Source organism: Acidovorax sp. GBBC 1281 (assembly GCF_028473645.1).
Lineage (GTDB): Bacteria > Pseudomonadota > Gammaproteobacteria > Burkholderiales > Burkholderiaceae_C > Paracidovorax.
The window spans coordinates 2,914,885-2,936,551 of the sequence record NZ_CP097269.1 but is presented as its reverse complement, the minus strand read 5'-3'; the positions used below and the strand labels follow the sequence as shown (position 1 = coordinate 2,936,551).

Sequence of the window (21,667 nt, the reverse complement as noted above, 5' to 3'; positions counted from 1 at the left end):
TCTCTCAAGGCAGCATGCGCTTGAGCACGTCGTCGCGCCGGACGTGGTGGTGAAACAGCGCCGCGGCGACATGCAGCACCACCACGATCCAGGCGACCCATTGGCCCAGGAAATGGTGCACCGCGTCAACCGGTGGCTCGAATGCGTCCTAGCCCACGCCCAAGGCACGGCTCAGCCACTCGAACATGGCCGTCTCGCGAAAACTGGGCACGCTGAAAAGGCCGAAGTCGGTGGGTGCGTCGGTGCCGATGTAGCCGGTGAGCGGCATGGCGATCAGCAACCCGTAAAGGCCCCAGTGCGCCCATTGGGCCAACCGGTGTTCCAGCGGCGAGCCGGGCGGGTGATCGGGCTGCACGGTCGACAGCCGCCACAGCAGGCGCGGCAACACCAGCGTGCCGACCAGCAAGCCCAGGGCCCAGTGAACGTTCAGGACAGGCCAGGATTCGGGCAGGGTGTCATCCATGAACCAGATCACGTAATAGACCACTGCGTACGCGGCGATGAAGGCCACGGCGCTGGTCCAGTGAAAGAACTTGGCGATCGCGCCGAATCGCGTGGGCGTGTTTTTCCATGGCATGGGCAGGTTTCCTGTGTGGGGCCGCGAGGGCATTGAAGCGATGGCATCGGTGGCGATGCCCACCGAAGCGCCGCAGGGGCGAACAAGTCGAATTCGTTGGGATGATCGGCGGCGTGAATGGGAAATGCATCGGCGCGATGCCTCTCCGCGCTGGAAGGCATCGAACAGGCGGGCTGCGTCGTCGGCATTCAGGCCGGGGCCGCTGTCTTCTACGCACAGATGGCACATCTCGCTCTCCACCCAGTGGCGGATGCGCATGGGCCCTGGCGTGGCATGGCGCAGCGCATTCTCCAACAAGGCCAGCAGCGCCTGGCGGATTCGCACCGGGTCGCACAGCACCTCCTGGGGATTCAGATCCAGGGTCAGCGCGAAGCCGGCCGCGCGCAACTGCGGCTCGAAGGCCTGTGCCACCGCGCCGACCTCGGCCGCCAGATCGGCCAGCTCCAGGTGCAGCTCCAGGTGGCCGCTGTCCTTGAGGCCGAGCAGGCGCAGGTCTTCGATCAGCCGGCCCAGGCCCTCAACGTTTTTCAGCAGGCCCTGGAACTGCGTCGGCGTGGGCTCGAACACCCCTTCCGTCATGCCCTGAAGGCGGCCGCGAAGGATCGTCACCGGGGTGCGCAGTTCATGGGCGATGGCGGCGTTCCAGAAGGCCCGCTGCTGCGCCATGTGCTGCAGCCTTTCCGCCATGCTGTTGAAGTCCCGCACCAGTTGCGCCGTTTCGCCCAGCGAGTGGTCGTCGGTGGTCGCTCGGGCCAACAGGTCGCCTTCGGCAATCCGGCGCAGGCTCTCGGCCACCGAGTTCAGCGGCACCACGATGCGGCGCGAGAGCTTGACCGCGGTGACCACCGCCAGCACCAGGGCGACGAGCACGGTGCAGAGCATCCACATCGCTTCGATGGGCGAGGGCGTGAGGTCATCCGAAATGCTGGAAGGCGAGAACGCCATCAACAGGGCGAAGAGCGCATAGGAGCCCAGCAGGAACAGCAGGGCGATGCCGATCGCCATCACCGCCAGGGAGACGACCAGCTGGCGGCGCAGGCCGTATGCCGCGGTCATGCCGCGATCCCCAGCCGATAGCCGACGCCCCGCACGCTTGCCGGCACGCCTTCCAGCGAGATCAGCTCCAGCTTCTTTCGCAGCTTGCTGATATGGCTGTCCACCGTGCGCTCCAGCGCATCGCTTTCCGGCAGGCAGGCCGCCAGCAGTTCCGCGCGGCTGAACACCCACTTGGGTGCACGCGCCATGTGCGCCAGCAGATTGAATTCGGTCAGCGTCAGGTCCAGGGACTGCCGCTGGCCGTCCACCAGCACGCTGGCCTCCAGGGTCTCCGGATCGATCTGGAACGTGCCCACCCGCAGGATCTTCTGGGCCCGGCGTCCGTCCTGGTGGGCCGTGCGGCGCAGCACGGCCTGTACACGCGCCACCACCTCCGCCGGGTTGAACGGCTTGACGACGTAGTCGTCCGCTCCCAGGCGCAGGCCCATGAGCTTGTCGATGTCCTGGTCCATGGCGGTGAGCATGATCACTGGCGTGTCGCCCCGGTGGCGCAGCTCCGACAGGATCTGCCAGCCGCTCACCCGCGACATCTGCACGTCCAGCAGCACCAGATCCGGCTTGAGCGACAGGTGCAGGTCCAGCGCGCTGCGGCCGTTCATGGCATGCACGACCCGCAAGCCGCTGCGGCGCAGGTAGGCGCACAGGATCTCGGCGATTTCCGTTTCGTCTTCCGCCACCAGGACGAGTGCGCCTGCGCTCGCGGGATCGGCGGGTGACGGGTGGGTGTCGGTCATGGCCCGGATTGTGCCGGCTTCGCCCGGTGTTTTTTCTCTCCATTTTGGTTCCATGTTTCGTCCAGAAAAAACGGACGCGGCTTGTCCAGAATCGCGTCTCTGCTGGCGCTGCCGCGTCTGCCATGAATGCAAGTGAAGGACCGAAAGATGACGATGCGAGGATGGGGCGCCCTGGGAATGGGTTGCGCGCTGGCCGCCGGGTTGGTGGCGTGCAAACCGGCCGAGAAGCGGGAGGCGGCAGAGCCCGTGCAGGTCACGGTGCTGGCCTTGAAGCCCGAGGCGGTCACCGTGCGCGAGGCGCTTGCCGGCCGCGTGGCGGCTGTCCGCTCGGCGGAGATCCGTGCGCAGGTGGGTGGCATCGTCCAGCGCCGGCTTTTCGAGCAGGGCGTGGACATCGCGGCCGGCCAGCCGCTCTTTCAGATCAATCCGGCCCCGTTCCAGGCCGATGCGGACATGGCCGCGGCCGCCTTGCAGCGCACCCAGGCCGCATGGCGGCGTGCGCAGGCCCAGACGGCCCGGCTGGAGCCGCTGATGCGCGAGGGCGCGGTCAGCCGCCAGGATTACGACGACGCCGCCTCGCAGCGCGACCAGGCGGCCGCAGAGGTCGCCCAGGCCGAGGCGGTGCTGGCGCGCCGTCGCCTGGACCTGCGGTTCGCCCGGATCGATGCGCCCATTGCGGGTCGCATCGACCAGGCGCTGGTTACTGAAGGCGCGCTGGTGGGGGCGACCGATGCCACACCCATGGCCCGCATCCAGCAGATCGACAAGGTCTATGTGGATGTGCGCCAGCCGGCATCGGCACTGGAGGCATTGCGGGCCGGTGGCGCGCGCCTGCCCGTCCGCATCCTGCGGGCCGACGGGCAGCCCTATGCCCTGCACGGCCGGATCCTGTTTTCCGCCCTCCAGGTAGACCCCGGCACCGGCGACGTGCTGCTGCGCATCCAGGTGGACAACCCCGAGCGCCAGTTGCTGCCGGGCATGTTCGTGCGCGCCGAAGTCGTGAAAAGCCAGTACGCCGATGCCTTGCTGGTGCCCCAGCAGGCCGTGCAGCGCGTGGAGGGCAGGGCGCAGGTATGGCGGGTGCAAGAGGGCGATGTCGCCCAGCCTGCCGAGGTGCAGCTGGAAGAGGCCATCGGGCCGGACTACCGCGTTCGAAGCGGGCTGGAGCCCGGCCAGCGCGTGGTGGTCGAAGGCATCGAGCGACTCACCGCCGGTGCGCAGGTCGCACCGAAGCCTTGGCAGCCGTCGGTATCGGCATCGGCCCTGCGTGCCGGCGTGCATTGAGCGGGCAGGGAGTCACAGATGCCCCAATTTTTCATTCGGCGACCGGTGTTCGCCTGGGTGGTTGCCGCGTTCATCGTCCTGCTGGGCCTGATCGCGCTGCCGCAACTGCCGATCGCCCGCTACCCCTCGGTGGCGCCGCCCGCGGTCATTGTGTATGCCACGTACCCTGGTGCGACACCGCAGGCCATGAACGACTCGGTCGTCAGCCTGATCGAGCGTGAGCTTTCCAGCGTCAAGAACCTGCTGTATTTCGAGTCGTCGGTGGACACCTCGGGCTCGGCACAGATCTCGGCCACCTTCAAGCCGGGCACGAACCCGGAACTGGCGCAGGTCGATGTACAGAACCGGCTCAAGGCGATCGAGTCGCGCCCGCCCCAGACGGTGCGCCAGAACGGCGTGACCGTCGAATCGGCCACGTCCAGCTTTCTGCTGATCGTGAGCCTCGTGTCCGAGGACGGCCGCCATGGCGAGCTGGCGCTGAGCGACTATCTCGCGCGCAACGGCGTGGAGGAGCTGCGCCGCATCGAGGGCGTGGGCCGGGTCCAGCTTTTCGGGGCGGAGCAGGCCATGCGCATTTGGGTGGATCCGGACAAGCTCATTTCATATGGGCTGTCGATGAACGACCTGTCCACCGCGCTGTCCCAGCAGAACGCACAGATCGCACCCGGCCGCGTGGGCGATTCGCCCAGCCTTCCCGGCCAGCGCGTGACCATTCCGCTGACGGTGCAGGGCCAGTTGTCCACGCCCGAGCAGTTCGCCGCCGTGGTGCTGCGTTCGAACCGCGACGGCTCCACGGTGGTCCTGGGCGATGTGGCGCGTGTCGAGCTGGGGGCGCAGTCGTACGGCTTTGCCACCCGCGACGACGGCAGGGCGTCGGCCGGGGCCGCGGTGCAGCTTTCGCCGGGCGCCAACGCCGTGCGCACTGCCGAAGCCGTGCACCAACGCCTGGCGGAGCTGGGCCGTGCGCTGCCGGCCGGCATGCGCTACACGACGCCCTTCGACACGGCGCCCTTCGTGAAGATCTCGATCGAGAAAGTGCTGCACACGCTGCTGGAGGCCATGGCGCTGGTGTTCATCGTGATGTTCGTGTTCCTGCAGGACGTCCGCTACACGCTCATTCCGGCCATCGTGGCACCCATCGCCTTGCTGGGCACCTTCGCGGTCATGCAGGTGGCAGGCTTTTCCATCAACGTGCTGACGATGTTCGGCATGGTGCTGGCCATCGGCATCATCGTGGACGACGCGATCGTGGTGGTGGAGAACGTGGAGCGGCTGATGGCGGCCGAGGGCCTCGGCCCTCGGGAGGCCACCGCCAAGGCCATGCGCGAGATCACGGGCGCCGTGGTGGGCATCACCCTGGTGCTGACGGCCGTTTTCATTCCCATGGCGTTCGCCAGCGGCTCCGTGGGGGCCATCTACCAGCAGTTCGCGCTGTCGATGGCGACTTCCATCCTCATCTCCGCATTCCTTGCGCTGAGCCTGACGCCTGCCCTGTGCGCCACGCTGCTCAAGCCTGTGCAGGCCGGGCACCACGAAAAGCGCGGCTTCTTCGGCGGCTTCAACCGCCGTTTCGCCCGCCTGACCGATGCCTACGGCAGGCAGGTCGGCGGGCTGCTGCGCCGGCCGGCCCGCGTGATGGTGGGCTTCCTGGCCATCGTCGCCCTGTTGGGCTGGGCATTCGTGCGGCTGCCTTCGGCCTTCCTGCCAGAGGAGGACCAGGGGTACTTCATGACCTCCTTCCAGCTGCCGGCCGACGCCACCATGGAGCGCACGCTGGACGTGGTCAAGGACTACGAGGCGCATGTCGCCGCGCGGCCCGGCATTGCCACCAACCAGACGGTGATCGGCTTCGGCTTCTCCGGCTCGGGGCCCAATTCGGCACTGGCGTTCACCATGCTCAAGGACTGGCCCCAGCGGGACGGAGCCACCGCGCAGGACGAGGTCTCGCGCGCCCAGCAGGCCATGGCCCACACCAGGGAGGGCACGGTGATGAGCCTGATGCCGCCGGCCATCGACGAGCTGGGCACGTCGTCCGGCTTCACGATGCGGCTGCTGGACCGCTCCCACCAGGGGCATGCGGCCCTCAAGGCGGCCGAGGCGCGGCTCATCGCGCTGGCCTCCGGCAGCCCGCTGCTGGCCAGCGTGTATGCCGACGGATTGCCCCCGGGTGCGAGCGTGCGCCTGGACATCGACCGCCAGAAGGCCGCGGCGCTGGGCGTGCCGTTTTCCGCGATCAGCGACACCCTCTCGGCGGCCTTGGGCTCGCTGTATGTGAACGACTTTCCCAACCGGGGGCGCATGCAGCAGGTCATCGTGCAGGCCGATGCCAAGGCGCGCATGCAGCTCGGCGACGTGTTGAAACTGCCCGTGCCCAGCGCCGGCGGTGGCATGGCACGGCTGGGCGAGGTGGTGACGCCGGTGTGGACCGAAACGCCGCTGCAACTGGCCCGCTACCAGGGCTACCCTGCCGCGCGCCTGTCGGGCAGCGCCGCGCCGGGCGTCTCCAGCGGCGCGCGATGGCGGAAATGGAGCGCCTGGCCCGGCAACTGCCGCCCAGATTCGCCATCGCCTGGACCGGGCAATCCCTGCAGGAGCGCCAGTCGGCTGCGCAGGCGCCACTGCTGATGGCGCTGTCGATGCTGGTGGTGTTCCTGGTGCTGGCCGCGCTGTACGAAAGCTGGTCGATTCCTGCGGCCGTGATGCTGGTGGTGCCGTTGGGCTTGATCGGTGCTGTGGCGGCCGTGCTGCTGCGCGGGCTGCCCAACGACGTGTTCTTCAAGGTGGGACTGATCACGGTGATCGGGCTGTCGGCGAAGAATGCCATCCTGATCGTCGAGTTCGCCAAGCAGTTGCGCGAGCAGGGCCACGGGCTGGTCGATGCGGCCGTGACGGCGGCGCGGCTGCGGCTGCGGCCCATCCTGATGACCTCGCTGGCGTTTGCGCTGGGCGTCGTTCCGCTGATGCTGGCGACCGGCGCCAGCCAGGAAACCCAGCACGCCATCGGCACCGGGGTGTTCGGCGGCATCGTCACCGCCACGGTGCTGGCCGTGCTGTTCGTGCCGGTCTTCTTCGTGCTGGTCGTGGGCTTGCAGGAACGCTGGCAGCGCCGGCGGCCCGCGTTGCCCGCTCCGCCGCAGGCCGATACCGAAGGGCGGGCCTGACCGCCCACCAAACACGCCTGGCGCTTCGGCCGGCCCTTGGGCGCCTGAGGCGCAATGGCACATGGAGGGGTGGATTCGGCCATCTGCGCATGGCTTCGCACCAGCGCACCTGACAGTTCACCGGCTGGGATTTAGTGGTGCCCTTTGCCGCATCCAACTTCCAGCACGCGCCCAGCATGATCACCCCACCCTCAACGGGAAGCGCCCCCAAGGGCGTGGAAGACACCCGGAGATCCGACAGCCAGGCGCCACAGCCCCCAACGAACCGCAGTCCTCCTGCCCCCGGGGCCGGCCACGCGTCGCTCCTGCTGGAGCGAAGGCGGCTGAAACTGGGCGAGCGGGCCGGGGAGGGGTTGCGGTTCAATGCGCAGCTTCCCGCGCTCGGCGACCGCATGGCCGGGGGGGTCAGCCCCCGCTCGTTGCCGGGGAGCGGCAGCCCGTTGTCGACGCCCCGGTCCAGCCCGGGCGATAAGGCGTTTCCCAGCCCTCCCTCGATCCTTGCCTCCCTGCTGGACCCGCCCACGCCGGTTTCCCGCCATCGGACTTCGGATCCATGGAACGCGCTCAGCGCCCTGGGAAAGGAGCGAAGGTTGCAGAGCATGAAGCGTTCGACCAGCCCGGGCGTTGTGCTCAGCCCGCGTCTGGTGAACGAGTTGAGCCAGCAGGGCGGCATGCCGGAACGGATGGAAAGACTGGCCGCATTGAAACCGGGTGCAGCGGAAATCAGCAGTGGGTTTGCCGCCATTGCGCTGGAGCCCTCGTGCGAGGGATTGCCTCAGGCCGCGCATGGCATGCAGCGGCTCGGCGTGGGTGCCTCTGGGGTGGCCTACGCCGTGCGACTGGCCGAGAACTTCTGGCGCGAGGGCAAGGACTGCGGGCGGGACTTCGTGTTCAAGGCGATGCTGTGCACCGACCCCGGCCACCCGATGTCGCGCAGGTTTTTCGACACGCTGCCGGAGGGCGCCAACAGCCTGGCCGACGCGATCGAACAGGAGAAAGCCAAGATCTACAAGGAATTCCAGGTCGCCGCATCCCTCGGAGAAACCGCCCAGGTGATGCGGGTGTATGGCCTGGTTCAGATCGACGCCCTGTTCGGGATCTTGCTGGAGAAGATCGAAGGCCCCGCGGTCCACCAGGTGATCGACCGATCCCGCCTCGCCCTGGACCATGGGTTCATCAAGCCGCTGGACTACCTGGCCCTCGGGCGGCAAATGGTGGCGGACGTCCTGATCGGCGCTTCCCGGTTTGCCGACGAAGGCTTGGTGCACCAGGACATCTCGCACAACAACGTCATCTACGACGAGCACCAGAAGATGTTCCGGCTGATCGACATGGGTCTGGGCCGCGAGGAGGGTGAACCCAGCCAATTGGGCACTGCGGGCTACTTCGAAATGCGGCCATCAGCCAGCCACCACAAGCGCGACGTTTACAGCGTGGCCCAGTTGCTCGTGCATTTCCTGAAAACGCCGGCCCGCGCGATGGGGCTGATCGGCCTCAGCAATGCCTCCTCGGTAGAGACCTTTCCATTCATGGATGCGTTGAAGACTTTGCCGGCACAAAGCAAGGAGGGCATCGTGCAGTTCTTCAACCGCATGGTCACCAGGCGGCTGGACGAGCGCCCTAGTGCCGAAGAACTGTTGCGTGACCCGTTTTTCAGCGAACTGCCGCCACGAGACGAGGTCCATGCCATCTATCAGCGATCGAAGCACCCGGCTTGAAAGCACACTGCCGAACGCATTTCGGCAGATTCACTGCGCCAACGTGGGCCCCGATACGGGATGGGATGGCCTCCGGTCATGGCACTGCGGTACACCGGCGGCGGCTGGCCAGTTGGCTGCCTGCCCGCCATGTCTGCAATTGCTCCGGCACTCCGTGCAGACGCTGGCTGCAGTACACGTCCAGCCAGCTTAGATGCGAATCGAAGGCAAAGATGGCCACCCCTTCCTTGCGCTGCAGCAGGTTGACGAAACCGCGTCCGGCCTGGTCCTCCTGCCGCGCGACGGTATCGGGAACCAAGGTGAACGCACCCAGCGAATACAACCGGTATCGCTCACGCACGGCGGCATTGCTGAACGGCGGGTAGACCGCCTCGAACGGGAAGGCGGCGCCCCAGACCACAATCGATCCCGACGGCAGCGAATCCAGTTCTCTGCGCGCCTGTTCGTCCTTGTGCTGCAAGGCTTGCCACAAGCCGACGGCCATCCAGGCGCTCAATACGGCAGCCACCATCACCGTGGCGAAGACGACGGGGCGCCGCCGATGGCGCTCAGCACCGTTGAAGAGCAACGGCGTGACGGCCAGCAGGGCCATCAGCGGCACATACACGCGCAGGACGCCAGGCCGGCCGAGCAGCCCCATCATGAACACGGCCGCGATGCACAGCAACCAAGTGGCGGCCACCTTGCGATTCGGCAGCAGCAGGCCCAGCAAGAACGCTGCGGCAAGCGAGACCCGAAGATCCGGCTGCCACAGCGCGCGGATTCCTTCCCAGCCCGAGGCCAGCGCATTGGTGCGCAGCGCCAAAAAGCCGACATCGGCCAGCATGGCTTTCAAGGCCATGGGGTCGGCCAGGCGCGGGTCGGAGAAGAACCAGTTGCCCACCAAAGCCAGGTCGTTCGCCGTGTAGCCGTGCCGGTCCAGGATCTCGGGACGGTTGATGAGATGTTGTCCAGCGCCGAAATCGGTGAATGCCGCCCGCACCAGGTTCAGGTCGTTGAAATCCTTCCACTCCGGCGCCCTGTAGGCCTGCCAGTCCAGCCATACGGCAGCCAGCAGGGCCAGGGCGAGCACAGCGAAAGCCCAGCGTGGCGCGTGGCCTCGTGCCAGCGCACGCCAGGGCAACAGGGGCAGGGCCACCAGCATGACCAGCATGCATTCATGGCTGCGCACCATGGCGCTGAGAAACAGCAGGCCGACGCTCAGCCAAAGCACCGGCATCTGTCTCGCCTGGATGTACACGTTCAAGCAGATGACGGCGGCAACCGCCATCAAGCCCGCATTGACCGTGAACTGGGGGAGCAGCAACGGCCGGACCAGCAGGAAAACGACCACGCTTCCCCCCAGCCACCAGCCGTGTCCGAGGCTCCGCAGGCCGTACAGCACGGCCGTGCCGACCACAACGAGAACCGCGAACGTCGCCACCACATAGCCGCTGATGCCGCCCAGCGAAGGGATGAGGCGCACGATGTGGCCCCAGACCACATTGGAAAAAATCAGGTTCGGCGAGCCGCTGGCGGCCATGCCGTAGCCGTGCGCCACCATCGCCATGCCGACGTCGTCATTGGTCTCCCAGCGTGGTGGATGGGTGGCGCACAGTGCCAGCACCGCCAGGGACACGGCCAGCAACGCGCCCAGCCACCAGCGGTGTGCGACGGGGCGCGGCTCATCCACGGGCTTCATTCGGCACGCACCAAGGCGTCCGTGGCGGGCCGGACAGCCGACCGCGCGGTGAACGCAGATGCAGACCGTTCAAACGCCGGGGATGCACCCATGGTGCGTTCCGCCAGGCACGTTGTCGATGCGCTGCACGGTCGGTGCCACAGCACGCGGCGTTGGGTCGAAGCAGAAAAGTCATATTTTCTCCATGGTGGGGGCGGCACCGCCGATGCCTTCGAACGCCAGTGTCCGAGGCTCGGCAGCTGCCTTTCAACAGTCCCAATGGCAGGATGCAGACGGTGGACGGGCCAAGGGCCGGCAGCCTCTCAGCGCACCGTCAGCGCATCGATGGCCAGCAGATCGTCCTGCGACAGCGTGCCTGCCGCCTGGCGCAGCTTGAGCGTGCCCAGCAGCACGTTGTAGCGGGCCTGGGCGAGGTCGCGCTTGGTCTGGTAGAGCTGGCTTTGGGAGTTGAGCACGTCGATGTTGATGCGCACGCCCACCTGGTAGCCCAGCTGGTTGGCCTCCAGCGCGCTCTGGCTGGAGGCTTCGGCCGCCTCCAGGGCGCGTACCTGGCCCTGGCCGGACTGCACGCCGTAGAACGCGGCGCGCGTGGCCTGCGCCACGGTGCGGCGGGCGTTGTCCAGGTCGGCCAGCGCCTTGTCTTCGAGCGACAGGGTTTCCTTCACGCGGTTCTGCACCGAAAACCCCGCGAACAGCGGCAGCGTGAGCTGCACGCCCACGGTGGTGTTGTTGGTGCGGGAGTTGACGTTGGGAATGGTCGGCGTGCCCTTGGGGTTGCGTGAGACGCTGTAGCCGGCCTGCAGGTCCACGGTGGGCAGGTGGCCGGTTTCGGCCTTCTTCGTCTCCAGGCGGGCCACGTCGAGCGCGATGGCGGCCTGGCGCACCTGCGGCTGCAGTTCTTCGGCCGAGCGCACCCAGGTGCCCACGTCGGCGGGGGCGACCTCGGGCAACTGCACGGGCTGGGCCAGCGGCTGCGGCGTCACGCCGGGGCGGCCCACCACCTGGTCGAGCGCCAGCTGCTTCACGCGCAGGTCGTTGTCGGCGGCGATCTCCTGGGCGACGACCAGATCGAAGCGCGCCTGCGCCTCGCGCGAATCGGTCACGGTGGAGGTGCCCACCTCGAAGTTGCGCTTGGCCGATGCCAGTTGCTCGGCCACCGCGGCTTTCTGGGCCTGCACGAAGGTGAGGGTGTCGCCAGCGGCCAGCACGTCGAAATACGCCTGGCTGACCCGCACGATGAGGTCCTGCGCCACGCCTTCGAGTTGGGCCTGTGCGATGTCGATACCGCGCTGGCCCTGCTCGAAGGTGATGCGGTTGGCCGGGCGGTACAGCGGCTGCGAGGCGGTGAGGCCCACGCTCTGGCTGGGGGCGCTCAGGTCCACCGGCGGGCGGTTCACTTCGGTCTTGGCGTAGTTGGCCCCGGCGGAGAGGCCGGCGCTGGGCAGCAACCCGGCCCGGGCCTGCTCGGCGCGGCTGCCGGCGGCGTCGTACTGCGCCTTGGCGGCCTGGAAGGGCGTGTCGTAGCCGCGCGCCATCTCCACCAGCTGGGACAGGCTCTGGGCCTGCGCGCCGAAACTGGCGAGCGCAGCGGCCACGGCCACGGCCAGGGACAAGGGAATGCACCGAAGCAAGGTCGTCATGAACGTCTTTCAGGAAAAGGAAGGCGTGGCGCCCCACGCTGCCGGGCCCGATGCCGCGGCCACGGGGATCGATCAGTACCGGGGGACCGCCGCGTCGCGCTCGTGCGACCAGGCATCAATGCCGCCGCTGATGTTGGCCACGCGGTCGAAGCCCTGCTGGTCGAGGTAGTTCGCCACGCGCAGGCTGCGCACGCCGTGGTGGCACAGGCAGGCGGTGGGGCGATCGCGGTCCAGTTCGGCCAGGCGCAAGGGCAACTCGCCCATCGGGATGGCGGCCACGTCGAACCCGTCCTCGGCGGCGACGCTCGCGGTCTGCAGCTCCCACGGCTCGCGCACGTCCAGAACCAGCAGGCGGGCACCGACGGGGGTGGCGGCGAGCCACTCGGTGAGCTGGGCGGGGCGGACGTGGTCGATCATGCGGATTCCTGAGAAAGACGAAAGGGGATCAGAAGGTGAAGCGCGATGGCTCGGGGAAGTGCAGCAGGCGCGGGGCGATGGTGTCCCACGGCTGCGTGGTCTCGAAACGGTCGCCGGTGCGGCGGATAAATGTGGCGCGCATCATCGGCTCCTGGCCCACGACGGCGGCGAGCCGGCCGCCTTCGCTCAGTTGCGACAGCAGGGCCTGCGGCACGTCGCTCACCGAGCCGCTGAGCACGATCACGTCGAAGGGGCCTTGCTCCGCCGCGCCCTGGGCACCGTCGGCATGGCGCACCTCGGCGTTCAGCACGCCGGCGCTGCGCAGGTTCTCGCGGGCGAATTCGACCAGATCGGGCTCGATCTCCAGCGCCAGGACCTGCGCGGCGCGGTGGGCCAGCAGGGCCGCCATGTAGCCCGAACCGGCGCCGATCTCCAGCACCCTGTCGGTCGGCTTGACCTGCAGGTCCTGCAGCAGGCGGGCTTCCACGCGCGGGGCCAGCATGCACTGGCCCAGGCGCTGGGCCAGCTCGTTGGAGGCGTTGAGGGGGATCTCCATGTCCATGAACGCCATGCTGCGGTAGGCGGGCGGCACGAATTCCTCGCGGCGCACCACGGACAGCAGGTCCAGCACGTCGGTGTCCAGCACATTCCAAGGGCGGATCTGCTGCTCGATCATGTTGTAGCGGGCCTGCAGGATGGGGTCGCTGATGTTGGCGGACGTGTTCAGGGGCATATTCATGGGGTTACTCCGGGCGGGATCGTGGATCGGGTCAACCCTCGATTTTAGGGGCCGCGGGCGGCGCGGCCACCGGCACGCAGAGCCCGCACAGGAGGTTGTCCACCTGCGCGGCGATGAAGCGCTCGGGTGTGAGCCGCTCCAGGTCGGGCATGCAGGCCGTAGAGTGCTTCCACATCGTCATGAAGATGAGCGGCGCCAGCACGACGTGGATGCCGCAATCCATGTCGGGCACGCGGAACTCGCCCCGGTCCACGCCGCGCTGCAGGATGCGGCCGATGAGCCTCTGGCCGGGCTCGACCACTTCGTTGCGGTAGAACGCCACGATGTCGGGAAAGTTGTTGGATTCGCCGAGCATCAGCTTGGTGATGCCGGAGACGGGCGTGGCGCCGATGCGTTCCCACCACAGCTGGTAGGCGTAGCGCAGCAGCTCGGCGGTGCTGTGGGGGTACTGGTCGATCTCCAGGTCCCACTCGGGAAAATGCCGGCCGATGTTCTGGCGCACCACCTCCTTGAAGAGGTCTTCCTTGCTGGGGAAGTACAGGAACAGCGTGCCCTTGGACACCCCGGCGCGGGCCGCGACCTCGTCCACCTTGGTGGCGGCGTAGCCCTTCTCGACGAAGAGCTCCAGCGCGGCGTCCAGCAGTTCGCCCGGCCGTGCCTCCTTGCGGCGCTCGCGCTTGGAGGCTTTGGTGGACGGCTGGGGGGCGGGGGAGGGGGACAAATTCATAATTAATGACTGACTGGTTAGTAATGTAGCAATCCCGCAGAGCAGCGTCAACGCGGTGGGACTTCCATAATGGCCCGATCGCCACTCCTACCCTGTAAGACCATCCCATGACACTGCAAACCATCACCCTGGGCGGCGGCTGCTTCTGGTGCACCGAAGCCGTGTTCGACCGCGTTCGCGGCGTGACCGACGTGGAGAGCGGCTACGCCAACGGCCGCGAACCCAACCCCACGTACGAGGACGTCTGCACCGGCACCACCGGCCATGCCGAGGTGGTGCGGCTGACCTTCGACCCCGCCGTGATCGCGCTGCGCGACCTGCTGGAAATCTTCTTCGCCACGCACGACCCCACCACGCTGAACCGCCAGGGCAATGACGTGGGCACGCAGTACCGCAGCGGTATCTACACCGAGACCCCCGAGCACCAAAGCGAAGCCGAGGCGATGGTGCGGCAGATGTCGCAGGACAAGCTCTTCGGCGCCCCGATCGTGACCGAGGTGGTGCCGGTCAAGGGCTACTGGCCGGCCGAGGATTACCACCAGGACTACTTCCTGAACCATCCCGGCCAGGGCTACTGCGCCTTCGTGGTAGGGCCCAAGGTGGAGAAATTCCGCAAGACGTTCACCCGGTTCCTGAAGCCGGACTGAGCCGGCGGCGCCCCGGTGGCCTGCGGTCGCGCGCCACTGATTCGACCAACAGTTACGTAATTAATCGGCAAAATCCTTCGATTTTTGTCTAGACTTGCGCCCTGTCAAAACAAGGACTCAGGCGGAGGTCGAACCGTGTCGGCAGGTGCAGAGAATGAACCCCGGTGGCTGGACTATTGGCGGGAGAACATGGAGGCGCTCGGGATTCCCGTGCCGGCCACCGCGTTCCCGAACTACGCGTTGATCGTGGGCACCATCAAGACCCTGGTGGACGCCGCCCGTGTGCACGGGCCGCGGGTGACGGTGGGTGAGCTGGTCGTCGCCGGCACGCTGCCCGAGCGCCTGGCCATGCTGGGGGCTTTGGGTGTGGCCTACTTCGCCGGGGCGGCGGTGGGCAGCGCGGCCGTGGCCACCGGGCGGGTGATCTCGGGCGGCACCGGGCTGTCGGACGTGCTGTTCTACGCGTCGCGCCACGGCTTTCTCAACCCGCAGGTGGGCATGGTGCTGCAGACCCACCCGCAGATCTACCAGCGCCGGCATGCGGGGCGGATGACCCTGGCGCTGTCCCCCCAGAGCCTGTCGCGGGCGAGGTGATCTCCATGGCCCCATCTTCTTTCAAGGACGGCGCGTACCTGCTGGTGACGGCATTGGCGTGCGCGGGTGCGTCCTGGCTGGCCTTCGCATTTTTCGGGGAGGCGGTGTTCTACGGACTCTTCGGCCTCTCCTGGCTGGCCCTCAGCCTGGACAACGTGCGGCTGCGGCGCCAGCTCCGGAAACTGCAGGACGGGCAGGCGCCGTAGCGGCCGGGTGGGGCCAGCGGGCTACCCGCCAGACGGCCGAACGGGAAGGGCGGTCCGGTCAAAGCTGCCATAATGCAACCCGTTTGCGTTACCAAGCCATCCCCGGCGCCTTTTGCGCGCGCCGCCGGCCGCCCGCCATGCCCCGTTCTCCCCACCCCGATCCCTCCGCGCCCCGCGCCCTGCCGCCCGGCCTGCGTTCCACCCGCGCCACGCGCGCCCTGCTGGCGCTGATGTCCTCGCAGCCCTCCGTCGCGGTGTCCGGCGCGGAGGTGGAATCCGCCCTGGCGCGCCGGGGCGTGGTGGTCAACCGCGTCACGGTCTACCGGCTGCTGGACCGGCTGGCCGGCGCCGGGTTGATGCGCCGGCACATTGATGCCCAGCGCGTGGCCCGCTACACCCTGGTGGGCCACAAGAGCGAGCCGGCCGCGCCGCATTTCGAGTGTAACGACTGCCACCGGCAGTTTCCCGTGACCGAGGGCGCGGCGCCGCTGCAGGCGGCCGCGCGCCAGATGCTGAAGGCCCTGGCCTCGGCCGGCCACGACCGCCTGGCGCTGGACGTCGCCGTGCGCGGCCGGTGCGCCGTGTGCGCGCAAACCGCGCACCCCGGGGACGGCGAGTGATCCGCACGCAGGCGCTGGCCTTCGCCTACGCCGGCACCGCACCGCTGCGGTTTCCCGATGTGGACCTGCCGCAGGGCGGCTGCCTGCTGCTGCAGGGCCGCTCCGGCTCGGGCAAATCGACCTGGCTGGCCCTGGTGGCCGGGCTGCGCCGCGCGAGCGCCGGCACGGTGGAGGTGGCCGGCCAGGCGCTGGACCGCCTGGGCGGCGCGGCGCGCGATGCCTGGCGGGCGCGCCACATCGGCTTCGTGCCGCAGACCCTGCACCTGAGCGCCGCGCTCACCGTGGCCGAGAACCTCGCGCTGCCATACTTCGCCGCCGGGCTGCTGCGCGATGTCGCCGCCATCCACACCGCGCTCGACCGCCTGGGCGTGGCCGACCTGGCGGGCCGCCGGCCGCATCAACTGTCGGGCGGGCAGGCGCAGCGCGTGGCCCTGGCGCGCGCCGTGCTGCTGTCGCCCCGGGTGCTGCTGGCCGACGAGCCCACCGCCAGCCTGGACGACGAGGCCGCCGCCGACGCGCTGGCGCTGCTCACGGCCTGCGCCGAATCCTGCGGCGCCAGCCTGGTGGTCGCCACGCACGACCGGCGCGCGGCGCAGGCCCTGGCGGACCGGCCGGGCGCCCAGTGCCTGGATCTGAATGAAATCGGCCTGCAGGGCAATCAACCCTAGGGCATATCGCTATGAAAAATATAGCAAACGTCCTGGGCCTTTCGTGGCGCTATCTGTGGTCGCGCCCGCTGCCGGCCGCGCTCAACCTGCTGCTGCTCGCGCTCGGCCTCGCCGCGGTCACGCTGGTGCTGCTGGTCAGCCGCCAGATCGACCAGGCGTTCGAACGCGACGTGCAGGGCATCGACCTGGTGGTGGGCGCCAAGGGCAGCCCGCTGCAGCTGATCCTGGCGGGCGTGTTCCACATCGACGTGCCGCCCGGCAACATCGCCCTGGCCGACTTCGAGGCGCTGGCCCGCCAGCCGCTGGTGGCCGAGGCCATTCCGCTGAGCCTGGGCGACAGCTTCTCCGGCTACCGCATCGTGGGCACCACGCCCCAGTACCCCGCGCACTACGGCGCCGCGCTGGCCCAGGGCCGCCTGTGGCAGCAGCCCATGGAGGCCGTGCTGGGCGCAACGGTGGCGCGCGCCATGGCCAGCGCCGCGCAGGATGCCGCGCCGGGGCAGGGCGACGCGCTGCTGGGCCGGCGGTTCGTGGGCAGCCATGGCCTGGCCGGCGGCGGGCACGCGCACGGCGACCACCCCTACACCGTGGCGGGCGTGCTCGCGCCCTGCGGCTGCGTGCTGGACCGGCTGGTGCTCACCGCCACCGAATCCGTGTGGAAGGTGCACGAAAGCGCGCAGGCCGACGACCCCGACGATCTGGAGGCGCTGCGCCAGGAGCGCGAGGTGACGCTGGCGCTGGTGCGCTACCGCAGCCCGCTCGCGGCCGTGACCCTGCCGCGCTACATCAATGCCAACACCCCCATGCAGGCCGCCGCACCCGCCGTCGAGGTGACGCGCCTGCTGCGCCTGCTGGGCGTGGGCGCCGATGTGCTGCAGGCCTTCGGCGCGGTGCTGCTGGGCGTGGCGGCGTTGAGCGTTTTCATCGCGCTGTGGAACGCCGTGCGCGAGCGCCGCGCCGACCTGGCCATGCTGCGCATGCTGGGCGCCTCGCCCGCGCGTGTGGGTGGGCTGCTGCTGGCCGAGGCGCTGTGGCTGGCGCTGATCGCCTCGGCCCTGGGCCTGGCCGCCGGCCATGCGCTGGCGGCGGTGGTGGGCTGGATGCTGCAGGCGCAGAACGCCATGCCCGTCTCCGGCGCGCTGTGGCTGCCCGAGGAATGGGCGGTGCCCAGCCTCGCGGTGGCCGTGGCGGTGGTGGCGGCGCTGCTGCCGGCCGTGCAGGCGTACCGGGTGGACGTGGCCGACCTGCTGGTGCGGCCCTGACCTGGAATGCCTGGACGCCCCCGAACCCTTCCCCTCTGTTTTTGTCACCCACCTCCCTGAAAGGACTTTTTTCCATGACCGCCACCTCCCGACTCCGCGCCATGGCGCTCGCACCGCTCTTGCTGCTGGCCACCGTTGCCGCCCAGGCGCAGCAGCATTCCGACGCCGATACCCAGGCCGACATCCAGCGCCACCGCGCCATGGCCGCCGCGCACGAGGCCGCCGCCAAGTGCCTGGAATCCGGCAAGGGCCACGACACCTGCGAGAAGGAACTGCAGGCGGCGTGCAAGGGCCTGGCCATTGGCAAGTTCTGCGGCATGAAGCACCAGCATTGATCCGTCCCCGCGCCCGCCCCGGCCGGGCGCCTGCGACAATCGCACAGGCCGGGCAGGGCGCCCGGCCGCCGTTCGCCGCCTTTTTGAGGACCCCCGCATGAAAGCCATCCCCCTCGCATTCGCCTGCCTGCTGGCCTGCGGCGTGGCCGGCGCGCAGGCGCCGGACGGTGCCGGCGCGGCGCTGTCGTCCCCGCTGGGCGGCGGTGGGCTGCCCCAGGGCAACGGCGCGGGCTACCACAGCCCGCAAAGCCCGATCAAGCCGCTGCCCACCCGCAGCGACGTGGTCCCCTGGTCCACGCTGACCAACCTGCAGAAGAAAACCCTCAAGACCCGCATCGAGCCGGTCTTCAACCCCGAGCAGAAGGCGCTGAACCAAACCGTGCAGCGCGTGCAGGGCTTCATGGTGCCCATGACGGCCAAGCCGCAGCAGCGGCACTTTTTGCTCACCTCGGTGCCGCTGACCTGCGCCTTCTGCATTCCCGGCGGGCCGGAGAGCATGGTCGAGGTGAAGGCCTCGTCTCCCGTCACGTATTCGCTCGAACCCGTGGTGGTCGAGGGCCGCTTCGAGACGCTGCGCAACGACGAGTACGGCCTGTTCTACCGCATGGTCGACGCCAGGCCCGTCCAGTGATGCGAGTGCTTCGCTGACACAGCGCCCAGACCCGCCGTCCCCACGTTCCCCATGACACCCGCGCGCCCGCAGCCATTGCCGCACCGCCGACGCATCGCCGTCTGGTGGATCGCGTTCGCGCTGCTGCTGGCGCCATTGCTCGGCCGCATGCACCAGGTGGTGCACGGCGTGGGAGCGGGGCCGTCGGCCGTGGCGCCGGGCCTGGCCTCGGCCTCTGTCTCCTGGCCGGCAGCGGGCGTGGCGCACCGGGCCGTGGCTCCTACGGTCCCCACGGCGCCGGATGTCCTGCCAGGGCAGGGCGGCGACGGCCTCCATGCGCTGTTCGCCGGCCACCACGGCGCCGACTGCCAGCTGCTGGACCAGTTGCTGCTCGGCGGCGCGCTGCTGGCGGCCCTGGTGCTGCCGACGGTGCACGGCGCCGCGCAGGCACCGCTGCCGGAACACGCCTCGCACACCGGCACGCGCCAGCGGTCGGCCTTTCTCGCCCGCGCGCCCCCCGCACGGGGCTGACCGCGCCGTCTCCGCACCGCCCCGGCCACCGCTGGCCGCAGCGCGGTGATGCTCCTTTTTTGATAGCTACCTGCCCTAGTCGAATTTGCGCTGGTGGCACTTTTTTGCCTGATTGGCTGCCTGCGCCACGCACAGGCCGTTCCGCCCGCCCGGGCCTGCCCGGGCCGCAGGAGAACGGCGCCGTGCGCGCGCAGGCCGCCGCCCCTTTTCGTGAAGCCTGAATCCATGAACTCCCCCCACCGCACCGCGCAGCCTGCTGCGCCCCTCACCGCGCTTTCGGCGCGCGTTCCCGCTGCGCGGCGCGCCACGCTGCGCCCCCTGGCCTGGGCCGCGCTGCTGGCGCTGGGCGGTCCCGGCCTGCTGCCGGCCGTGCACGCCCAGGCGGCCAACGCGTCCGACCCCGCGGCGTCCGCCAGTGCCTCCGCCACCACGCCGACCGGGCCCACGGCGCCGGCCGCGCGCATGCCCGAGGTGACCGTCACCGGCAACCCGCTGGGTGCCGCCACCGTGGTCGCGCCGGCCGCGCAGCTGTCGGGCGATGCGCTCACCCTGCGCACCCAGTCCACCCTGGGCGAGACGCTGGACGGCCTGCCGGGCGTGAGCAGCACCTACTTCGGCCCCAACGCCAGCCGCCCCATCATCCGCGGGCTGGACGGCGACCGCATCCGCATCCTGCAAAACAGCGGCGCCACGCTGGACGCCTCGGCCCTGAGCTTCGACCATGCCGTGCCCACCGAGGCGCTGGTGACCGAGCGCATCGAGGTCCTGCGCGGCCCGGCGGCGCTGCTGTACGGCGGCAGCGCCGTGGGCGGCGTGGTCAACGTGATCGACAACCGCATTCCCCGCGAGCCCATCAACGGCGTGGCCGGCAAAGCCGAGGCGGCGGCCGCCACGGGCAACGGCGAGCGCTCGGGCGGCGCGATGGTGGAGGGCGGCAACGACCGCTATGCGCTGCACGTGGACGTGTTCGACCGCGACACCGACCACGTGCGCGCCCCGGCCGACCTGGCCTGCGAAAAGCCCGGCTCGCCGGGCCTGGCGCGCCGCATCTGCAACTCCGCCAGCCACACGCGCGGCGGCGCGGTGGGCGGCACGGTGTTCTTCGACCGCGGCTACCTGGGCGCCTCGGCCAGCACCTACCGCAACGACTACGGCACCGTGGCCGAGGACGACGTGACCATCGGCATGCGCTCCAACCGCTACGCGCTGGACGGCGAGTGGCGCATCGACGCGGGCCCGCTGCAGAGCATCAAGATGCAGGCCAGCCACACCGACTACGTGCACACCGAATTCGCGGGCGGCGAGGCCGGCACCACCTTCCGCAACCGGGGCAACGACCTGCGGCTGGAGGCCAAGCACGCGCCGCTGGGCGCGCTGCAGGGCGTGATCGGGCTGCAGGCCGAATCGTCGCGCTTTTCGGCGGTGGGCGAAGAGGCCTTCGCGCCCTACAGCCGCAGCCGGTCCACCGCGCTGTTCGCGCACGAGGAACTGGCCACCGGCTGGGGCAAGCTGACCTTCGGCGCCCGCACCGAGCAGGTGAGCGTGGAATCGTTCGGCAGCGCCGACACCGACCGCTTCGACACGGGCAAGCACACCTTCCACCCGCACAGCGCGGCGGTGGGCGCGCTCGTGAACCTGGCGCCCGACTGGCAGCTCACCTCCAACCTGTCGTACACCCAGCGCGCACCCAAGGACTACGAGCTGTTCGCCAACGGCCCGCACATCGCCACCGGCGCCTGGGAGACGGGCGACAGCCGCCTGGGCCTGGAGAAGGCGACCAGCATCGACGTGGGCGCCGCCTGGAAGAGCGGGCCCCAGCGATTCGCCGTCACCGCGTTCTACAGCCGGTTCTCCAACTACATCGGCCTCACGCCCACGGGCGCCAGCCTGACGGAAGACGGCAAGCGCGTGCCCGCCGGCACGGATGGTGCGCTGCCGGAGTACCGCTACCAGGGCGTGCGCGCCAAGTTTTACGGCCTGGAGGCGAGCGGCAGCGTGCGCCTGGTGGGCGAGAGCGGGCTGGCCGGCGCCACATTGTTCGGCGACACGGCATCGACGCTCGACCTGCAGTTGCGTGGCGACCTCGTGCGCGCCACCAACGAGGACACGGGCGAGCCGCTGCCGCGCATCGCGCCGCTGCGCCTGGGCAGCACGCTGGCCTGGGCCAGCGGCCCGTGGCGCGCCGGCGTGGGCTTTGACCACCTGGCCGCCCAGGACCGCGTGCCCAGCGACGGCACCCGCACCACCGGCGCCTACACGCTGTGGAACGCCTCGGTGGGCTACCACCAGCAGGTGCAGTTCGGCGCCACCCGCAGCAACCTGCTGTGGTATGCCCGCCTCGACAACATCACCGACAAGCTGGCCTACAGCGCCACGTCGATCCTGACCACCACGGCGTTTCCGAAGTCGCCGCTGCCGGGCCGCAGCCTGAAGGTGGGCGTGAAGGCGACGTTCTGAGCG

At 69.4% G+C, this 21,667-nt stretch carries 18 protein-coding genes and 2 pseudogenes; 13 read left to right on the top strand and 7 right to left on the bottom strand.

Going from position 1 to position 21,667, the window contains the following annotated elements; genetic code table 11:
• Positions 1–4: 4 nt before the first annotated feature.
• Positions 5–1,459: pseudogene (locus M5C96_RS26840) on the bottom strand (cytochrome b/b6 domain-containing protein).
• 170 nt (positions 1,460–1,629) lie between these two features.
• Complete coding sequence (locus tag M5C96_RS13655) at positions 1,630–2,367, bottom strand: response regulator (RefSeq protein ID WP_272563724.1); 738 nt, start codon at positions 2,365–2,367, stop codon at positions 1,630–1,632.
• A 147-nt stretch (positions 2,368–2,514) separates the two neighbouring features.
• On the opposite strand from M5C96_RS13655, the gene M5C96_RS13650 reads away from it, so the two are divergent.
• From M5C96_RS13650 to xopAU, 3 genes and pseudogenes are all read left to right on the top strand, one after another.
• Positions 2,515–3,651: an efflux RND transporter periplasmic adaptor subunit gene (locus M5C96_RS13650; protein WP_272563723.1), complete on the top strand. Its 1,137-nt coding sequence runs from the start codon at positions 2,515–2,517 to the stop codon at positions 3,649–3,651.
• An 18-nt stretch (positions 3,652–3,669) separates the two neighbouring features.
• Positions 3,670–6,812: pseudogene (locus M5C96_RS13645) on the top strand (multidrug efflux RND transporter permease subunit).
• Between the two features lie 176 nt (positions 6,813–6,988).
• A complete protein-coding gene (gene xopAU, locus M5C96_RS13640; RefSeq protein WP_272563722.1) occupies positions 6,989–8,530 on the top strand; it encodes a XopAU family type III secretion system effector serine/threonine kinase in 1,542 nt (513 codons plus the stop codon).
• Positions 8,531–8,606: 76 nt separating this feature from the next.
• On the opposite strand, the gene M5C96_RS13635 is transcribed toward xopAU, so the two are convergent.
• The 5 genes from M5C96_RS13635 to M5C96_RS13615 form a co-directional block, all read right to left on the bottom strand.
• A complete protein-coding gene (locus tag M5C96_RS13635; protein WP_272563721.1) occupies positions 8,607–10,202 on the bottom strand; it encodes a hypothetical protein in 1,596 nt (531 codons plus the stop codon).
• A gap of 311 nt (positions 10,203–10,513) precedes the next feature.
• Complete coding sequence (locus M5C96_RS13630; protein WP_272563720.1) at positions 10,514–11,851, bottom strand: TolC family outer membrane protein; 1,338 nt, start codon at positions 11,849–11,851, stop codon at positions 10,514–10,516.
• Between the two features lie 72 nt (positions 11,852–11,923).
• Positions 11,924–12,268: a rhodanese-like domain-containing protein gene (locus M5C96_RS13625; protein ID WP_272563719.1), complete on the bottom strand. Its 345-nt coding sequence runs from the start codon at positions 12,266–12,268 to the stop codon at positions 11,924–11,926.
• Between the two features lie 28 nt (positions 12,269–12,296).
• On the bottom strand, positions 12,297–13,007 hold the full coding sequence (locus M5C96_RS13620; RefSeq protein ID WP_272563718.1) for a protein-L-isoaspartate O-methyltransferase family protein: 711 nt from the start codon (positions 13,005–13,007) through the stop codon (positions 12,297–12,299).
• Positions 13,008–13,038: 31 nt separating this feature from the next.
• Positions 13,039–13,734 (bottom strand): TetR/AcrR family transcriptional regulator, encoded by a 696-nt coding sequence (locus M5C96_RS13615; RefSeq protein WP_272563717.1) that lies wholly within the window; start codon positions 13,732–13,734, stop codon positions 13,039–13,041.
• 107 nt (positions 13,735–13,841) lie between these two features.
• Between M5C96_RS13615 and msrA the strand changes: the two genes are divergently transcribed.
• The 10 genes from msrA to M5C96_RS13565 all read left to right on the top strand — a co-directional run bounded on the left by msrA (position 13,842) and on the right by M5C96_RS13565 (position 21,664).
• Complete coding sequence (msrA, locus tag M5C96_RS13610; RefSeq protein WP_272563716.1) at positions 13,842–14,381, top strand: peptide-methionine (S)-S-oxide reductase MsrA; 540 nt, start codon at positions 13,842–13,844, stop codon at positions 14,379–14,381.
• A 135-nt stretch (positions 14,382–14,516) separates the two neighbouring features.
• On the top strand, positions 14,517–14,975 hold the full coding sequence (locus M5C96_RS13605) for a hypothetical protein (protein WP_272563715.1): 459 nt from the start codon (positions 14,517–14,519) through the stop codon (positions 14,973–14,975).
• Positions 14,976–14,980: 5 nt separating this feature from the next.
• Positions 14,981–15,181 (top strand): hypothetical protein, encoded by a 201-nt coding sequence (locus M5C96_RS13600; RefSeq protein WP_272563714.1) that lies wholly within the window; start codon positions 14,981–14,983, stop codon positions 15,179–15,181.
• Positions 15,182–15,318: 137 nt separating this feature from the next.
• Positions 15,319–15,801, top strand: a complete 483-nt coding sequence (locus M5C96_RS13595; RefSeq protein ID WP_272563713.1) for a Fur family transcriptional regulator — start codon at positions 15,319–15,321, stop codon at positions 15,799–15,801.
• Complete coding sequence (locus M5C96_RS13590; RefSeq protein WP_272563712.1) at positions 15,798–16,469, top strand: ABC transporter ATP-binding protein; 672 nt, start codon at positions 15,798–15,800, stop codon at positions 16,467–16,469. The genes M5C96_RS13595 and M5C96_RS13590 overlap by 4 nt, the downstream gene beginning before the upstream one ends.
• Before the next feature lie 11 nt (positions 16,470–16,480).
• The gene (locus M5C96_RS13585) at positions 16,481–17,731 is read left to right on the top strand and encodes an FtsX-like permease family protein (RefSeq protein ID WP_272563711.1); all 1,251 of its coding nucleotides are present in this window, start codon (positions 16,481–16,483) and stop codon (positions 17,729–17,731) included.
• A 74-nt stretch (positions 17,732–17,805) separates the two neighbouring features.
• On the top strand, positions 17,806–18,066 hold the full coding sequence (locus tag M5C96_RS13580; protein WP_272563710.1) for a hypothetical protein: 261 nt from the start codon (positions 17,806–17,808) through the stop codon (positions 18,064–18,066).
• A gap of 97 nt (positions 18,067–18,163) precedes the next feature.
• Positions 18,164–18,697 (top strand): DUF3299 domain-containing protein, encoded by a 534-nt coding sequence (locus tag M5C96_RS13575; RefSeq protein WP_272563709.1) that lies wholly within the window; start codon positions 18,164–18,166, stop codon positions 18,695–18,697.
• A 51-nt stretch (positions 18,698–18,748) separates the two neighbouring features.
• Positions 18,749–19,207: a hypothetical protein gene (locus tag M5C96_RS13570; RefSeq protein WP_272563708.1), complete on the top strand. Its 459-nt coding sequence runs from the start codon at positions 18,749–18,751 to the stop codon at positions 19,205–19,207.
• A gap of 225 nt (positions 19,208–19,432) precedes the next feature.
• Positions 19,433–21,664 (top strand): TonB-dependent receptor, encoded by a 2,232-nt coding sequence (locus M5C96_RS13565; RefSeq protein ID WP_272563707.1) that lies wholly within the window; start codon positions 19,433–19,435, stop codon positions 21,662–21,664.
• Positions 21,665–21,667: the final 3 nt, after the last annotated feature.

What these genes read in the sequence shown, in the direction of transcription:
- M5C96_RS13570 (WP_272563708.1), top strand. Translation starts at nt 18,749, where the DNA reads ATGACACCCGCGCGCCCGCAGCCATTGCCGCACCGCCGACGCATCGCC.
- M5C96_RS13580 (WP_272563710.1), top strand. Translation starts at nt 17,806, where the DNA reads ATGACCGCCACCTCCCGACTCCGCGCCATGGCGCTCGCACCGCTCTTG.
- M5C96_RS13630 (WP_272563720.1), bottom strand. Translation starts at nt 11,851, where the DNA reads ATGACGACCTTGCTTCGGTGCATTCCCTTGTCCCTGGCCGTGGCCGTG.
- M5C96_RS13615 (WP_272563717.1), bottom strand. Translation starts at nt 13,734, where the DNA reads ATGAATTTGTCCCCCTCCCCCGCCCCCCAGCCGTCCACCAAAGCCTCC.
- msrA (WP_272563716.1), top strand. Translation starts at nt 13,842, where the DNA reads ATGACACTGCAAACCATCACCCTGGGCGGCGGCTGCTTCTGGTGCACC.
- M5C96_RS13565 (WP_272563707.1), top strand. Translation starts at nt 19,433, where the DNA reads ATGAACTCCCCCCACCGCACCGCGCAGCCTGCTGCGCCCCTCACCGCG.
- M5C96_RS13650 (WP_272563723.1), top strand. Translation starts at nt 2,515, where the DNA reads ATGACGATGCGAGGATGGGGCGCCCTGGGAATGGGTTGCGCGCTGGCC.
- M5C96_RS13600 (WP_272563714.1), top strand. Translation starts at nt 14,981, where the DNA reads ATGGCCCCATCTTCTTTCAAGGACGGCGCGTACCTGCTGGTGACGGCA.
- M5C96_RS13625 (WP_272563719.1), bottom strand. Translation starts at nt 12,268, where the DNA reads ATGATCGACCACGTCCGCCCCGCCCAGCTCACCGAGTGGCTCGCCGCC.
- M5C96_RS13575 (WP_272563709.1), top strand. Translation starts at nt 18,164, where the DNA reads ATGAAAGCCATCCCCCTCGCATTCGCCTGCCTGCTGGCCTGCGGCGTG.
- M5C96_RS13595 (WP_272563713.1), top strand. Translation starts at nt 15,319, where the DNA reads ATGCCCCGTTCTCCCCACCCCGATCCCTCCGCGCCCCGCGCCCTGCCG.
- M5C96_RS13620 (WP_272563718.1), bottom strand. Translation starts at nt 13,007, where the DNA reads ATGAATATGCCCCTGAACACGTCCGCCAACATCAGCGACCCCATCCTG.
- M5C96_RS13585 (WP_272563711.1), top strand. Translation starts at nt 16,481, where the DNA reads ATGAAAAATATAGCAAACGTCCTGGGCCTTTCGTGGCGCTATCTGTGG.
- xopAU (WP_272563722.1), top strand. Translation starts at nt 6,989, where the DNA reads ATGATCACCCCACCCTCAACGGGAAGCGCCCCCAAGGGCGTGGAAGAC.
- M5C96_RS13655 (WP_272563724.1), bottom strand. Translation starts at nt 2,367, where the DNA reads ATGACCGACACCCACCCGTCACCCGCCGATCCCGCGAGCGCAGGCGCA.